We start from the raw sequence: 15656 nt of genomic DNA, 5'->3' as shown, positions 1-15656 counted from the left end.
ACATGCGGTGTCTCAATACGCGACGCAGGCAATGGGAGTTCGCATGAGAGTGTTGGTGATCGGCGCGGGCGCGCTTGGAGGGTACTACGGCGCCTGTGTCGTGCGGGCAGGTGGCGACGTGGCTTTCCTGGTTCGCGCGAAGCGGGCGGAGCAATTGCGGCGTGATGGATTGCAGGTCGTGAGCCCGCATGGCGACTTTGCCGTGCAGCCGAAGATCGTCGAGGCAAATGATCTCAAGGAGCCGTACGACGTTGTATTCGTCGGCGTGAAAGCCTACTCGCTTGAAGACGCGATGAGCCAGTTTGCACCGGCCGTCGGACCAAACACCATGGTTTTGCCAATCCTCAACGGGCTGAAACATATCGACGCCCTGACCGCGCAGTTCGGCACAGCTCGCGTCCTCGGCGGACTGGCGAACGTCAGTGCCGGGCTCGATGCGGATGGCCGAGTGGTTCAGTTCATGGCCAACCAAACGGTGGTCTTCGGCGAGATCGAGGGGACGCTGAGCGAGCGTGTGCTGGCACTGCAGAAACTGCTCAATGTTCCCGGTATTGATGTGCGCGCCAGCGAAGCGATCATGCAGGACATGTGGGAAAAATTCGTTCAGCTCTCGACGCTTGCCGGCATCACCTGCCTGATGCGCGCCAGCATTGGCGACATCCTGACGGTGCCGAAGGGGGAGGAACTGATCTTCCGCCTGTTCGCGGAACACTGCGCCGTTGCGACGGCGTCAGGTTTCGAACCGCGCGCGCCATTCATCGAGTTCGACCGAAAACTGTTCACGACCCAGAATTCGCTGCTGAAAGCGTCGATGCTGCGCGATATCGAACGCGGTTCGGTCACCGAGGCTGAACACATCCTTGGCGACATGGCCAATCGAGGCCGCGCCCTCGGCATCGCCACGCCGACGCTCGATCTCGCCCGCGCGCATGTCGCCGCCTACGAGGTCGGGCGGCAAAGAGCGGCCAGCTAACCCGCCCCGATCAGCGGGATCGCCTCGTCCCGTTCGTAGAGATACAGCAGGCAGCGTAGCGCCTCGCCGCGCTCGCCTTTCAGCTTCGGATCGTCCTTCATGATGCGCAGCGCCTCGTCGCGAGCCTGCGTGATAAGCTGGCCGTGGACCTCCGAGCGCGCGATGCGGTAGCCGGGCAGGCCGCTCTGGCGGACGCCGAGCACATCGCCTTCACCGCGCAGCTTCAAATCTTCCTCGGCGATACGGAAACCGTCGGTGGTCTCGCGGATCACTTTCAGCCGCGCCTTCGACATTTCGCCGAGCGGCTCGCTGTAGAGCAGAATGCAGGTCGAAGCCTCCGAGCCGCGTCCGATGCGGCCGCGAAGCTGGTGCAGCTGGGCGAGGCCGAAGCGTTCGGCATTCTCGATCACCATGATGGTGGCGGCCGGCACGTCGACACCGACCTCGACCACGGTGGTTGCGACCAGAAGCCCGATCTCGTGGGCGGCGAACTGGCCCATGACGCGATCCTTCTCGGCGCCCTTCATCTGTCCATGGACGAGGCCGACGCGATTGCCAAAGCGCTTCTGCAGGCTCTCGAAGCGCTTGGTCGCGTTGGTGAGATGCTCGGTGCCTTCGGCCTCGGACTCCTCGACCAGCGGGCAGATCCAGTACACCAGCTTGCCGGACTCGAGCGCACGGCCGACGCCGTCCATGACCTCACCGAGCCGGCTCATGGCGACGGCGCGGGTGTCGATCGGCTGGCGGCCGGCGGGCTTTTCGCGGAGTTCGCTGATGTCCATGTCGCCGAAATAGGTCAGCACCAGCGTGCGCGGGATTGGCGTGGCGCTCAGCACCAGCACGTCGACCGCTTCGCCCTTCGAGGTCAGGGCCAGGCGCTCGCGCACGCCAAAACGGTGCTGCTCGTCGACGATGGCCAGCGCCAGATCATGGAAGATCACGTCGTCCTGGATCAGCGCATGGGTGCCGACGAGGAGATCGATCTCGCCTTCGGCAAGCTGCGTGATGATCTCGCGCCGCTCCTTGCCCTTTTCGCGGCCGGTGAGGATCGCAACCCGCATGCCGGCGCGCTCGGCGAGCGGGGCGATGGTCTTGATGTGCTGGCGTGCCAAAATTTCGGTCGGGGCCATCAGCGCGGCCTGCTTGCCGACTTCGGCCACGGCCGCGGCTGCCAGCAGCGCCACCACGGTCTTGCCGGAGCCGACGTCGCCCTGGAGCAGGCGCAGCATGCGCACCGGCTGTTGCAGATCGTTCGCGATCGCCGCGGCTGCGTCGCGCTGCGAGGACGTCAAAGCATAGGGCAGCGCATCGATGATCTTGTGGCGCAGGTGCCCGTCGCCGGCATTGCGCACCCCGGCCGGGCGGCGCAGCTGCGCGCGGATCAGAGCGAGTGCAAGCTGGCCGGCGAGCAGCTCGTCAAAGGCGAGGCGCGACCAGTAGCGCTGATCCGGCAGAATGTCCGTCAGCTCGACCGGCTGATGCACGCGGTTGAGCGCTTCCGCGATCGGCGGGAAATTGCAGCGGCGCAGTACGTCCTGGCTGATCCATTCGGGCAAGTGCGGCAGCTTCTGCAGCGCCTGCGCGACCGCGCGACGCAGCGAGCCGAGCGCGAGGCCCTCGGTGAGCGGATAGACCGGGTCGATGCCCGAGAGCTTCGAGATCGCCTCCTCGTCGAGCACGCGGTCGGGATGAACGATCTGCGGGATGCCGTCATACATCTGCAGCGTGCCGGAGACGAAGCGCTTCTCGCCCATCGGCAGCAACTTCTCGACATAGCCGGGCTTGGCGCGGAAGAAGGTCAGCACGACGTCGCCGGTGTCGTCGCTGGCATAGACCAGATACGGCGCGCGGGCATTGCGCGGCGGGGGCGGGCGGTGGCGGTCGACGGTGACCTCCAGCGTCACCATGGTTCCCTGGACCGCGTCGCGGATCTTTGGCCGCGCCCGGCGGTCGATGACCTGGCTCGGCAGATGCAGCAGCAAATCGACCAGCCGCGGCGTCTCGTTGCGGCTGAGCAGATATTGCAGCAGCTTGTCCTGCTTCGGACCGACGCCGGGCAGGCTGGTCACGGGAGCAAACAGCGGATTGAGCAGGCTGGGGCGCATCAGGAGAGTCTAGGATCGTTTCGGCTTGTCATGCCCGGCTTTATGCCGGGCATCCACGTCTTTTTTGCAATCCTTCGCGGGCATCAAGCCATGCCAAATCGAGGGCTGACACGGCAGGTTCGAGTAGCTATATCACCCCGGCCCGGCACGTCCGGGCTTTCGGCGTTTGACTGGATTTGAGACATGACGGGAACGACACGATCGAGCAACGGGCTGGACGACCGCCGCAAGCGGTTGCTGTTCCGCTGCTGGCACCGCGGCACGCGCGAGATGGACCTGATCCTCGGCCGCTTCGCGGATGCCGAGATCGCCAATCTCTCCGACGCCGAGCTGACTGAGCTCGAGACCCTGCTCGAGGTCAACGATCCCGACCTCTACGCCGCCATCACCGGTGACAAGGTGCTGCCAGCTGATGTCCCTGGCGCGTTGTATGCCCGGATCAAAGCCTATCCGATCGCGGACCGCGACGTATGAAACCGGGAATGAAATCTCCGGCCGAGCTGCTCACGCCCGGCCGCGCACTGACGCTTGCCAATGTCGCCGAGGGCGCCGAAGGCCTCGTCATCTCCGATCTCGCGCGCGCCATCGCGGCGCGGCCGAAGAAACCGGCTGTCAGCCTTGCGGTGGTCTGCCGTGACGGTGCCCGGATGCAGCAACTCGAACGCGCGCTGCAATTCTTCGCGCCCGACCTGCCCGTGCTGACCTTTCCGGCCTGGGATTGCCAGCCTTATGACCGCGTCTCGCCACATGGCGGCGTTCTGGCGCAACGCCTGACCACGCTGGCGCGGCTGGCCCCGCTGACCGGCAGCGACAAGCCGCTGATCGTGCTGACCACGGTGAACGCAATCGTGCAGCGCGTGCCCGCGCGCGAGCTGGTCGCGGCGCAGGCGCTGTCGGTTGCGCCGGGCAATGTCGTGCCGATGGACACCATCGTCGCCTGGCTCGAGCACAACGGCTACAACCGCTCCTCGACCGTGCGCGAGCCCGGCGAATATGCCGTGCGCGGCGGCATCCTGGATCTGTTTCCAGCCGGCCTCGAGCAGCCTGTGCGCTTCGACTTCTTCGGCGACAGCCTCGAATCGATCCGCACCTTCGACGCCGAGACCCAGCGCACGCTGCTCGACATGCGCGCGCTCGACCTGGTGCCGATCTCGGAATTCCAGCTCGTCACCGACACCATCCGCCGCTTCCGCATGGGCTATGTCGCCGAGTTCGGCGCACCCGAGCGCGACGATGCGCTGTACGAGGCCGTCAGCGAAGGTCGCCGCCATCCCGGCATGGAGCACTGGCTGCCGCTGTTCCAGGACCGGATGGACACGCTGTTCGACTATCTGCAAGGGGCAGCCGTCGCGATCGAGCCGCAGGCCGAGGATGCCGTCCGCGAGCGCTTCAAGCAGATCCAGGACTATTACGAGGCCCGCCGCGATGCGATGGAGCATCCTGGCGGCGGCGCCATCTACAAGCCGCTGCCGCCGGACAGGCTCTATCTGACCGAGGGCGAATGGGGCAAGCGGATCGGCGACATCCCGCTGGCGCGGCTGACGGCATTCTCGGTGCCGACCGACGGCACGTCGGTCGTCGATGCCGGCGCCCGCAAGGGCCGCGACTTCGCGCCCGAGCGTAACGACAGCACGGTCAACGTGTTCGAGTCTGTCGTCGCGCATGTCATGGGCCTGCAGGCGAGCCGCAAGAAGGTCGTGATCGCGCTGTGGAGCGAAGGCTCGCGCGACCGCATGACGTCGATGCTGCGCGACCACAAGCTGACCCACACCACGAGCGTCAACGCCTGGCGGACGGTGCAGGCAACCCCGCGCAACGAAACCATGCTCGCCGTGCTCGGCCTCGAGAGCGGTTTCGAGACCGACGAGATCGCGCTGATCAGCGAGCAGGATATTCTGGGCGACCGCCTGGTCCGCCCGCGCAAGGTGAGCCGCAAGCTCGACAATTTCATCTCGGAGGTGACGAGCCTCACCGCGGGCGACATCGTCGTCCACGTCGATCACGGCATCGGCCGCTTCATCGGCCTGCAGACGCTAGACGTCGCCGGCGCGCCGCATGACTGTCTCGAGCTGCATTATGCCGCCGAGACAAAGCTGTTTCTCCCGGTCGAGAACATCGAGCTGCTGTCGCGCTACGGCTCCGACCAGACCACGGTTGAGCTCGATCGTCTCGGCGGTTCCGGCTGGCAGACCCGCAAGGCCAAACTCAAGAACCGCATCCGCGAGATCGCGGGCGAGCTGATCAAGATCGCTGCCGCGCGCCACCTGCACGAGGCACCCAAGCTGCCGGTGCAGCAGGGCCTCTATGACGAGTTCTGCGCGCGCTTCCCCTATGACGAGACCGAGGACCAGCTAGGGGCCATCGAATCCACCCTGAAGGACCTCGAGCTCGGCCGTCCGATGGACCGGCTGATCTGCGGCGACGTCGGTTTCGGCAAGACCGAGGTGGCGCTGCGTGCGGCCTTTGCCGTTGCGCTCGAAGGCAAGCAGGTTGCCGTCGTGGTGCCGACCACGCTGCTCGCGCGCCAACATCACAGGACCTTCACCGAGCGCTTCAAGGGCTTTCCGGTCAACGTGGCGCAGGCCTCGCGCCTGGTCCCGACCAAGGAGCTCAACCTGGTCAAGAAGGGAATCGCCGACGGCTCGGTCGATATTGTCGTCGGCACTCACGCGTTGCTCGGCAAGGCCATCAAGTTCCGCGATTTGGGCCTCGTCATCGTCGACGAGGAACAGCACTTCGGCGTCACCCACAAGGAGCGGCTGAAAGCGCTGCGTTCCGAGGTGCATGTGCTGACGCTGTCGGCGACGCCGATCCCGCGCACGTTGCAACTGGCGCTGACCGGCGTCCGCGAGCTCTCGATCATTGCCTCGCCCCCGGTCGACCGTCTCGCGGTGCGCACCTTCGTCGCCCCGCACGATCCGCTGATGATCCGCGAGGCGCTGCTGCGCGAGCGCTATCGCGGCGGCCAGGCGTTCTACGTGGTGCCGCGCATCGACGACCTCGCCGAGGTCAAGGACTTCCTCGACAAGAACGTGCCGGAGATGAAGGTCGCGGTTGCGCACGGGCAGATGCCGCCCGCGGTGATCGAGGACATCATGACCGCGTTCTACGACGGCAAGTTCGACATCCTGCTGTCGACCACCATCGTGGAATCCGGCCTCGACATTCCCAACGCCAACACGCTGATCGTGCACCGCGCCGACATGTTCGGCCTCGCCCAGCTCTACCAGCTTCGCGGCCGCGTCGGCCGTTCCAAGCTGCGGGCCTACGCGCTGTTCACGCTGCCGGCACAGCAGAAGATCACGGCACAGGCCGAGCGCCGGCTCACCGTGCTGCAATCGCTGGAGACGCTGGGCGCCGGCTTCCAGCTCGCCTCGCACGACCTCGACATCCGCGGCGCCGGCAACCTCTTGGGCGAGGAGCAGTCCGGCCACATCAAGGAGGTCGGCTTCGAGCTCTACCAGTCGATGCTGGAGGAGGCGATCGTCAACCTCAAGGCCGGCGTGTCCGAGCCCGCCGCCGACCGCTGGTCGCCGACCATCACCATCGGCATGCCCGTGCTCATTCCGGAAGATTACGTCGGCGATCTCTCGGTACGACTGTCGCTCTATCGGCGCCTTGCCGATCTCGACAGCGAGGAGGAGATCGAGAACTTTGGCGCCGAGATGCGCGACCGCTTCGGCGTGCTGCCGGACGAGGTGCGCTATCTGTTCAAGGTCGCCGCGATCAAGGCGTTCTGCCGCCAGGCCAATGTCGGGAAGATCGATGCCGGTCCGAAGGGCGCCGTCATCACCTTCCGCGACAATTCCTTCGCCTATCCCGACCGCCTGGTGACGTTCATTCGCAGCTACGGCCAGGCCGCCAAGGTGCGGCCCGACATGAAGGTCGTGTTCTTGCAGGATTGGGAGACGCCGGAAGAGCGTCTCGCCGGCACCACGGAGATCATGCGGCAGCTGGCGCAGCTCGCGCAGAAAAAGAAGGCGGCGTAGGCGAGATCGTGGCTACGACGCCGCCCTTGACGCGTCCGCCGACAGCCGCCCGAGCAGCGACCTTGCCGTATCCGACGGCGACAGCGAATCCACGCTGACGACGGGATCGCTGCGCATCTCGTGCTTGCCATTGGACGTGTGCTTCATCACCGCGGAGAGGCGGCGGGCGATCATATGTGCCGTGCGGAAATCAGTCTCCGCGAACACCACGATCACCGAGCCGTCCTTCTGCGCAGTGCCAAAGTCCATCTGCCGCATCAGGCGGCTGAGGATGCGTGCGGCATCGAGCTGCGCGCGGGGATTGCCGGGATCGAAGGCAAAGCGCGCCACCGACAGGCCGCCGCCGCGGGCGAGCGTCTGCTCGACCGCCTTGGCAAAATCGCGGGCGAAGGCTTCGACCGTCAACAGGCCGCTGCGCGGATCGAGCCAGCCGCCGGCATCGATCGAGCGCAGCGTGCGGCTCAATTGCGCTTCCATCGCGTGCTGCCGGATCAGCGGCAGCGCGTTGGCAGCGACCTTCGCGGGCTCGCCCGCGATCAGCTCGAGATTGGGCAGGTCGTAACTCTGGGTGAGTTGGTGCGCGGTGACGACCACGGGCAGGTTGCGAAAGCGCGTATCCTCCGCGAGCACCGTGAGGAAAGCATCGGTGACGCGCGGGGTGAAACCGTCGGAGAGCACGACACCGTCGATGTCGCGGGTGTTGAGGTGTTTTGCCGCGGCCTCGATCGAGAGCGCGCCGACCACACCCGTGCGCTCGCCGAGCGCGACGGAGAGGGCCGGATAAGCCGCGCCGCGGCCGATCAAGAGCACGATGGCGTCGCGCACCGGATCGGTCTCCGGCACTGCGACTTTCGCCTCCGGCAGCCGGCGCAGCACGGTGGCGTGCAGCGTGCGGACGCGGATCGCGGCGCGCAGGCGCGCGATCAGGCGTTCGGCAGCGTTGCCGCGCGTGGCGAAGGGCAGGGCGTTATGGGGCAGCGAAGCTTGCGCATCTAGCGCGACCAGCGGGAGATAAAGCGGCTGATCGGCGATCTTCCTGGCGAGCAAAGCCATATGCGGCTCGTGCCCGCCGGACATCGCGGCGAGGACCGCGGCCGGCTGAACCTGCTCGACGGCGCGCGCCGCGCTTGCCCAATCGCTGTCGACAACGGGAAAGAGACGGGCCTCGTCCAGCGCCGCAATGAAGGCGGGGCGCTCGGCGTTGGACACAAACAGGATCGGGCCCGCCTGGGACATGGGATACTCTGATCACGCAATCGATGCTGCGCAATCTAGTCCCGCCGCCTTAATGCAGCGTCAATGTTCCGGGCGAAACTGCGCTCAAACCGGCCCCGAGCGGTCGCGAAAAGCCTCGACCATCAGGGGGTTAAGGCCGAGCTCGCTCAGCGCCTCGCGAGCGCGGGTATTGTCCTGGGCCCGGCCGGCCAGCCGATGGCCCGACAGGCGGTCGGGCAGGGCCGTCAGCAGCGCGCCCTGGCCGAGCCGGCGCGCCCATTCCTGGAGGTCGTTGGAGAGGAAGCGATAGCCGCCGACCGCCATGATGCCCGAGGGTGGCGCGGTGATGCAGATCGCGCCGCTGGCGCGGTCGATCCGCGCGGCATAGCCGGTGTCGACATAGTCGCGCGGCGGCTGCGCCGTCAGCGTCTCGCCGACCGGCTGCGGCGGCGCGTAGGCCGCGATCGGCACCATCGGGCCGCGCAGGCCGAGCGTGCCCTTCGGGGTCAGCAGAATATCGCCCGCGATCGAGGAGCCGGATTGTTCGCGCGGCGCGCCATGCGGTCCTGGCATCACCGCCACCGGCATGCCGTTCTCGCCGCGCCGGGCACCGAACAGGCCGGCCTCGCCGAACAGATAGACGTCCGTGAGCGGCGCATGCGGCGCGATCCAGGCTTCGCTGGCGGCGACCTGCTCCGGCGCGCGCCACAGCCCGATGACGTTGCGCAAGGTCGGCATCCGCGCCGCGAGGCCGGAATCGCCGAGGCGCAAAGCGAGCTGGGCCGGCGCGATCAGCACGTCGCATCCGTGCTCGTTGATCTGCTGCTCCAGCACCTCGCTTTCGAACGGATGATGCAGCGCCAGCGTGCCGCCGCAGAGCAGCCACACCGCGAGCGAGGAGGCGAGGCCCGCGAACGACATCGGCGCGAACGCCGCCATCACGGTCGCGCCCTGCTGGATGTCGGCTTCCAGCGACATCGCAAGCCCGCCCGCGATCAGGCTGAAATGCGGCCGCGGCACCGGGCGAAAGCCCTCGGCGGTGACATCGAAGGAGATCATCGCCGCCTTGCGGCCGTCCTGGATCACCGCGCGCGTGGTGCCGGGCGGGCGCGCCAGCACCTCGTCGAGCGAGGCCATGCCCTCGGGTAAATCAGCACCGAAGCCGAAGACATGGCGGATCGAGAAGGCTTCCGCGGCGGCATGCATCGCAAGGTCGGAATAGCTGACACCGTCGACCTTGCTCATGGTGACGATGGCGCGCGCCGCGGTGCGGTTGAGCGCGGCTGCCAGCTCTGCCTGCCGCCACAGCAGCGGCAACACGGCAACCACGAGGCCGGCGCGATGGGCAGCGAGCACCGTCAGCACGAACTCGACCGTGGAAGGCAACTGGATCGCGATCACCGAATTGGCCGGCAGGCCCGATTCGACGAAATGCGCCGACAGCGCCTCGATGGCCTTGTCGGCTTCGGCGTAGGTCAGCCGCCGCGGCTGGTGTCCGGTGATGCGGGATTTGTTGAGAGGATCGAGCAGAGCAGGCGCGTGCGGCTGCCGCATCAGCGTCCGCTGGAACAGCGTGTCGAGCGTCGGCGATACGGCTGGCTGGTTCACGGCGTCACTTCGCTGGACTGGCTTGAGGCTCACCCTTCGACCACCAGGTCTCCGGCAGGTAGCCGGACAACGCAGTGGTCGATGGTCGTTCTATCCGATTCCAGCGCGCGATCCATTGCTCGGATACGTTAAACAGGGGGATTGTGTAGAAGCCTGCGATCAAAGCGCGGTCGAGTGCCCGCACCGCCGCGACAAAATCCGTATGATCACGGGCCTCAAGCAGGGCCTTGATCATGGCATCGACGGCGGGATCCCTGGCGCCCATGTAGTTGCGGGTGCCCGGATTATCGGCGGCAGCACTTCCCCAATAGAAATACTGCTCGTTGCCGGGCGACAGCGACTGGTCCCAGCGGTTCTGGATCATGTCGAACTCGTAGGCCAGCCGGCGCTGGTCAAACTGCACGGGATCGACCGAACGTACGCTCGGCGCGATGCCGGCGCGCTTGAGGTCGCGCTGGAAGGCGAGCGCGATGCGCTCCTGGTCGCGGGTCGTCACCAGCATCTCGAAGGTGAAGGGCGCCTTGGTCGCGCGGTTGCGCAGCACGGTGCCGTCGAGGTCGTAACCGGCGTCGGACAGGAGTTTGAGCGCTGCGCGCAGCGTCGTGCGGTCGCGCCCCGAGCCGTCGGTGACGGGAAGCCGGTAGCTGCCATCCATGATGTCCGGCGGGATCTGCACGGCAAAGGGCTTTAGGAGCTCGCGCTCGCGCGCATCCGCTGGTCGGGCATAGGCCGACAGGTCGGAGCCGGCAAAGTAGCCGGCGACGCGCGAATAGAGCGAGAAGAAATAGTTGCGATTGACCAGCTCGAAATCGAACAGCAGCGTCAGCGCCTGGCGCACGCGGATATCGGCGAAGATCGGGCGGCGGGTGTTGAACACCAGGAATTCCGAGGGTTGCGGCACGCCGGGCTTGATGGTGTCGCGGATCACGTCGCCGCTCCTGGCCGCCGGAAAATCGTAGCCGTCGTGCCAGCGCAGCGGCTCGTTCTCGACGCGGAAATCATAGAGGCCGCGCTTGAAAGCTTCGAACAGGCCGTTGGCCTCGCGAAAATAGTCGAGCCGGATCTCGTCGAAATTGAACAGCCCGCGATTGATCGGGAGATCGCGGCCCCAATAATCAGGATTGCGCGAGAGCGTCACGCTGGCGCCGGGCTTGACCGCCGTGACGCGATACGGGCCCGAGGCAATGGGCCCTGTCAGCGTCGTCTCCTCGAAGGTCGCGACGTCGACGGCGTGCTTCGGAAGGATCGGCATCAGGCCGAGGATCAGCGGCAGCTCGCGGTCGTCGGCGCCGGTGAGGTCGAAGCGAACGGTGAGGGGATCGGTCGCCCAGGCCTTGGCGACCTTGGCGTAATATTGCCGGAGGTTGGGACGGCCATGATCGCGCAGGAGCTGCCAGGAGAACAGCACGTCTTCGGCGGCAACCTGCTTGCCGTCGGAGAAGCGTGCGCGGGGATCGAGACGGAACGTCACGTAGCTCCGCGCGTCGTCGGTCTCGACGGATTTGGCGAGCAGGCCATAGAGCGTGAACGGCTCGTCCTGGCCGCGCGCCAGCAGGCTCTCGACCACGTAGGCGCGGATCGGCTGCACGGCCAGTCCCTTCACAATGAACGGATTGAGGCTGTCGAAGGTGCCGAGGATGCCCCAGGTCAGCCGGCCACCTTTGGGGGCATCGGGGTTGGCATAGGGCATGTGGGTGAAATCGGCCGGCAGCGCCGGCTTGCCGTGCATGGCGATCGCATGGGCCTCCTCGGCCCGCGCACAGCCAAACGCCGACAACCCGACGGTGAGGGCCAAAGCGAGGCTACTGAGTCGGACACTGGGGCCCTCGAGCAGGCGCTGGAACATGAACATTCGGACACGTTGATTCGAGGGCCGGCTGGCTTGAATCCTATCACAGGGATTTCACTGAGCGCCTGCCTGGAAGTGGCCAAAGACGCTTGTCGGCATTGATCTTTCCGTCGACCGCGTTAAGAAGGCACGCAATCGCGCACGAGCGCCGAGCCCGTCACTGATCTGCCTCATTTGACGGGGAGAGAGCCGCGCCCAAGGCGGCTTGGTTCGGCGCTTCGGAGCGGTTCGGGCACTTCCCGTTCAGAAAGGGTTTTCTGCAATGAATTTCCGTTATTTGGCCGCGTCCGTCCGGCCGCGCGGGCGAGTTCTCGCCCTGTTGACGGCGACGGCATTGGTCGTCCCGTTTGCCGCTGAGGCCCAGGCGCCGGCTCCGGGCGCACCCGCGCCGAAGGCAGCCCCGAAAGCCGCTCCCAAGGCTGCCCCCAAGGCGCCAGCTGCGGCTCCCGCGCCGGCTCCCCAGGCCCAGCAGGCTCCGGCCCAGCAGGGTGCTCCGGCGGCACAGGGCGGCCAGCCCGCGGATCAGCAGATCCAGCTGATCTACGCGCCCTGGACCAAGTTCTGCCTCAAGGGCCAGGACGCCAACGCCAAGCAGGTGTGCTTCACCGGCAAGGACGGCCGCATCGAATCGGGCCAGCCTGTCATCGCGGCCGTGATCATCGAGCCGGAAGGCGAGCCCAAGAAGATCCTGCGCGTGACGCTGCCGCTCGGCATGCAGCTCGTGCACGGCACCCGCATCATCGTCGACAACAACCCGCCGCTGCAGAGCCCGTATGTGATCTGCTTCCAGAACGGCTGTATGTCGGACTACGAGGCGACGCCCGAGCTTCTCGCCAACATGAAGAAGGGCGCGAACCTCGTGGTGCAGGCAATCAACGCCAACGGTGCGCCGCTGACGCTGCCGCTGCCGCTCACGGGCGAATTCCAGAAGGCTTATGACGGTCCGCCGACCGATCCGAAGGTGTTCGAGGAAACCCAAAAGAAGCTCCAGGAAGAGCTTCAGAAGAAGGCCGACGAGCAGCGCAAGAAGCTTGAGCAGAACGGTGGTGCACCCGGCGCACCCGCTGCAGCTCCGGCAGGCCAGAAGTAATCGGGGCTCAAATCCCGGACATGAAAAAGGCGCTCGGTTCGAGCGCCTTTTTTGCTGGCCGCTTGATCGGCAAAAACTTCAGTTCAGCGAGGGATTGCGCGGGCGGTAGCCGCCGTCCTTGTTCTTGATGAAGATCTCGGCGACCTGGGAATGCCGGATCGGCTCGCCGGACTCGTCGGGCAGCAGGTTCTGCTCGGACACGTAGGCGACGTACTCGGACTCCGCGTTCTCCGCGAGCAGATGATAGAACGGCTGATCCTTGTGAGGCCGCACCTCCTCGGGGATCGACAGCCACCACTCCTCGGTGTTGTTGAACTCCGGATCGATGTCGAAAATCACCCCCCGGAACGAGAAGATCCGGTGGCGAACGACCTGACCGATCTGAAATTTGGCGGTCCGCGCTTTAATCATTCCCCGTCGATAGACCAGGATTGTGGCCGATGCTAGTGCCCTCAGTTGCAATTAACGTCTGCTTAAGGGGTGGATAGCCCCCAGGTCTTCAGAAAACACTTCATCAATGGTCGATATCCTCAATCTGGCACTACCTTATTTCGGTTTAATTTTCGTCGGATTCGCGTGTGGCAAGGCCAAGTCGCTACCAGAATCGGGCCTCGCCTGGATGAACTTCTTTCTGCTCTACGTGTCGCTGCCGGCGCTGCTGTTTGCGATCATGTCGAAGACGCCGTTTTCCGAATTGAACAACCCGCCGTTCCTGGTTGCGACCACGCTGTCGACCGTTGCCGCGTTCACGCTCGCACTGGTCGTTGGCAAGGTGCTCGGCGGCCTGACGCTGCGTGAGGCAACACTCGCGGGCCTCTCCGGCGGCTACGGTAATATCGGCTACATGGGGCCGGGGCTGGCGCTGGCCGTGTTCGGGCCGAAGGCGTCGGCGCCGACCGCGCTGATCTTCTGCTGCGACAGCATCTTCCTGTTCACGATCGTGCCGCTCCTGATCGAGCTCTCCGATCGCGACCATCCCTCGATCGTGCATGCCTTCGGCGTCGTGCTGAAGCAGATCGTGCTCAACCCGCTGATCATGTCGGCCTGTTTTGGCGCAGCGGTGGCGGCGCTCCATATCGAGCTGCCGGTGGCGCTCGACCGCACCATCACCTTCCTGCAGAACGCGGCCGCTCCGACCGCTTTGTTCGTGCTCGGCGTGACCGTGGCGCTGCGGCCGTTCGACCGCGTGCCCTGGGAAGTGCCGGGCGTGATCGCAGTCAAGCTCCTGATCCATCCGCTCGCGGCGTTCGGCCTGATGCTGGCGTTCGGTCCGTTCGCGCAGCCCTGGGCCGCGACCGCGATCCTGATGGCCTCGCTGCCGCCGGCGCTGAATGTGTTCGTGATTGCCCGCCAGAACGACGCCTGGATCGAATCCGCCTCCGTCGCCGTGCTGCTCGGGACGTTCGCATCCGTGGTCACGCTGACCAGCGTGATGTGGTTGCTCCAGACCGGACGGTTGGCGTTTCCCTGAACGCGACTCGCGCGACTGGATGTTCACCGCTCCCCGACGGGAGAGGCGTTCGAGCGCTCCGGCTGACCGTTAATTCGCGGCTATTTCCGCCAGGTCGGCGTCAGCCCCTCGCGCATGGCAAAACGCCGGAGCGGGCCGATGGCGCCGAGCAGGTGCATGCCCACGGCACGAACTGGCTGCAGCGGCAGGAAGTCGTTGAGCAGCGAGCGGTTGGCGATGTCGATCGCAAAGGTTCTGCTCAAAATGTCCGGACGCCGCGCCCGGTCGTAGCGCTTGAGCACGTCGGCTGTGCCGGGGTCCTGTCCGGCGGTAACAGCCTCGCCAGCCAGCCTCGCAATATCGGCCGCGTCACGCAGACCGAGATTGAGGCCCTGGGCACCGATCGGGGGAACCACATGGGCGGCTTCGCCGACCAGCGCGATGCGGTCGCGCGCGAAGGATTGCGGGCGTTCGATCGCCAGCGGGAACAGGTTGCGGCCGGGCTCGACTGTCATGCGGCCGAGGATGGAATGCGACTGCTTCTCGATCGCGGCGGACAGGTCTTCGTCGCTCAAGCCGCGAAGTCGCTCGGCCTCCGCGGGCGCCGAGACCCAGACGATGCTGGAGCGGTTGCCGGGCAGGGGCACGAACACGCACGGGCCGTGCGGCGTGTGGAACTCGGTCGAAACGTTCCGATGCGGGCGGGCATGGCTGACGTTGAAGGTCAACGCCGTCTGCGTCAGGTTGCGCCGCGTCACCGCAATGCCGGCGGCCTCCCGGCACAGCGAGTGCCGGCCGTCGGCGCCGACCACGAGTCGCGCGGTCAGGAATTGTCCTGACGCCGTGCGGATTGCGACATCATCGGCTTCGATGACGACGTTCTCGGCCTCGTCGTCGAAACGGACGAGGTTGGGAAGCTCGGCCGCGCGCGCCTCGAGCGCAAGCATCAGCGAGCGGTTGTCGATGTTGTAACCGAACGCGTCGAGGGCGATCTCATGACAGGAGAACCGGACCTCAGGCGCGCGGAACAGCCGCCCGGTGTCGTCGACGAGGCGCATCACCTCGAGCGCCGCCGCCTTGTCCCTGCAGCGCGGCCAGACATCGAGGTTTTCCAGGAGGTCGACGGAGGCACCTAACAGCGCGGTGGTGCGGTTGTCGGCGTAGGGCAGGCGCCGCGCCGCCAGCGCGGTCCGCGCACCGGCCTGCGCCAATGCAATTGCCGCCGCAAGGCCTGCCGGTCCGCCGCCGACAACGCCGACGTCAAAGAGTGTGGATGCGTCTGTCATGGAATGACATTTGACACGGCCTGCGGCAAATACAAGCCCACCTATTTTGCCTGATTTTATGACGAATTGCGCGGCGCAATGCCGCGACGGC

At 66.1% G+C, this 15656-nt stretch carries 11 protein-coding genes; 5 read left to right on the top strand and 6 right to left on the bottom strand.

The window, feature by feature from the left end; translation table 11 throughout:
• The first annotated feature begins 43 nt into the window (after nucleotides 1-43).
• Nucleotides 44-973 (top strand): 2-dehydropantoate 2-reductase, encoded by a 930-nt coding sequence (gene panE, locus ACLFLU_RS22760; RefSeq protein WP_426414049.1) that lies wholly within the window; start codon nucleotides 44-46, stop codon nucleotides 971-973.
• On the opposite strand, the gene recG is transcribed toward panE, so the two are convergent.
• Entirely contained in the window at nucleotides 970-3078 is a 2109-nt protein-coding gene (gene recG, locus ACLFLU_RS22755; RefSeq protein ID WP_426407102.1) for an ATP-dependent DNA helicase RecG, read from the bottom strand. The genes panE and recG overlap by 4 nt on opposite strands.
• Nucleotides 3079-3261: 183 nt before the next feature.
• On the opposite strand from recG, the gene ACLFLU_RS22750 reads away from it, so the two are divergent.
• Both ACLFLU_RS22750 and mfd read left to right on the top strand, forming a co-directional pair.
• A complete protein-coding gene (locus ACLFLU_RS22750) occupies nucleotides 3262-3552 on the top strand; it encodes a succinate dehydrogenase assembly factor 2 (RefSeq protein ID WP_426407101.1) in 291 nt (96 codons plus the stop codon).
• Nucleotides 3549-7067, top strand: a complete 3519-nt coding sequence (mfd, locus tag ACLFLU_RS22745) for a transcription-repair coupling factor (RefSeq protein WP_426407100.1) — start codon at nucleotides 3549-3551, stop codon at nucleotides 7065-7067. The genes ACLFLU_RS22750 and mfd overlap by 4 nt, the downstream gene beginning before the upstream one ends.
• Nucleotides 7068-7079: 12 nt before the next feature.
• Here the strand turns inward: mfd and ACLFLU_RS22740 are convergent, their stop codons facing one another.
• The 3 genes from ACLFLU_RS22740 to ACLFLU_RS22730 all read right to left on the bottom strand — a co-directional run bounded on the left by ACLFLU_RS22740 (nucleotide 7080) and on the right by ACLFLU_RS22730 (nucleotide 11742).
• Nucleotides 7080-8303 (bottom strand): GGDEF domain-containing protein, encoded by a 1224-nt coding sequence (locus ACLFLU_RS22740; RefSeq protein WP_426407099.1) that lies wholly within the window; start codon nucleotides 8301-8303, stop codon nucleotides 7080-7082.
• Nucleotides 8304-8387: 84 nt separating this feature from the next.
• Nucleotides 8388-9890 (bottom strand): AMP-binding protein, encoded by a 1503-nt coding sequence (locus tag ACLFLU_RS22735; RefSeq protein ID WP_426407098.1) that lies wholly within the window; start codon nucleotides 9888-9890, stop codon nucleotides 8388-8390.
• 4 nt (nucleotides 9891-9894) lie between these two features.
• Nucleotides 9895-11742 (bottom strand): extracellular solute-binding protein, encoded by a 1848-nt coding sequence (locus tag ACLFLU_RS22730; protein WP_426407097.1) that lies wholly within the window; start codon nucleotides 11740-11742, stop codon nucleotides 9895-9897.
• A gap of 259 nt (nucleotides 11743-12001) precedes the next feature.
• Here ACLFLU_RS22730 and ACLFLU_RS22725 point away from each other — a divergent pair, with 259 nt between their 5' ends.
• On the top strand, nucleotides 12002-12829 hold the full coding sequence (locus tag ACLFLU_RS22725) for an invasion associated locus B family protein (RefSeq protein ID WP_426407096.1): 828 nt from the start codon (nucleotides 12002-12004) through the stop codon (nucleotides 12827-12829).
• A 78-nt stretch (nucleotides 12830-12907) separates the two neighbouring features.
• Here the strand turns inward: ACLFLU_RS22725 and hspQ are convergent, their stop codons facing one another.
• Complete coding sequence (gene hspQ, locus ACLFLU_RS22720) at nucleotides 12908-13240, bottom strand: heat shock protein HspQ (protein ID WP_018317973.1); 333 nt, start codon at nucleotides 13238-13240, stop codon at nucleotides 12908-12910.
• Between the two features lie 106 nt (nucleotides 13241-13346).
• On the opposite strand from hspQ, the gene ACLFLU_RS22715 reads away from it, so the two are divergent.
• Nucleotides 13347-14300, top strand: coding sequence for an AEC family transporter (locus tag ACLFLU_RS22715; protein WP_426407095.1), 954 nt, complete (start codon nucleotides 13347-13349; stop codon nucleotides 14298-14300).
• Nucleotides 14301-14380: 80 nt separating this feature from the next.
• On the opposite strand, the gene ACLFLU_RS22710 is transcribed toward ACLFLU_RS22715, so the two are convergent.
• Nucleotides 14381-15565 (bottom strand): UbiH/UbiF family hydroxylase, encoded by a 1185-nt coding sequence (locus ACLFLU_RS22710; protein WP_426407094.1) that lies wholly within the window; start codon nucleotides 15563-15565, stop codon nucleotides 14381-14383.
• Between the last annotated feature and the right edge of the window lie 91 nt (nucleotides 15566-15656).

The sequence above is a fragment of the Bradyrhizobium ganzhouense genome (assembly GCF_049949285.1).
Lineage (GTDB): Bacteria > Pseudomonadota > Alphaproteobacteria > Rhizobiales > Xanthobacteraceae > Bradyrhizobium > Bradyrhizobium ganzhouense.
The sequence above is the reverse complement of the archived record's forward strand: the minus strand, read 5'-3'. Positions and strand labels throughout refer to the sequence as shown.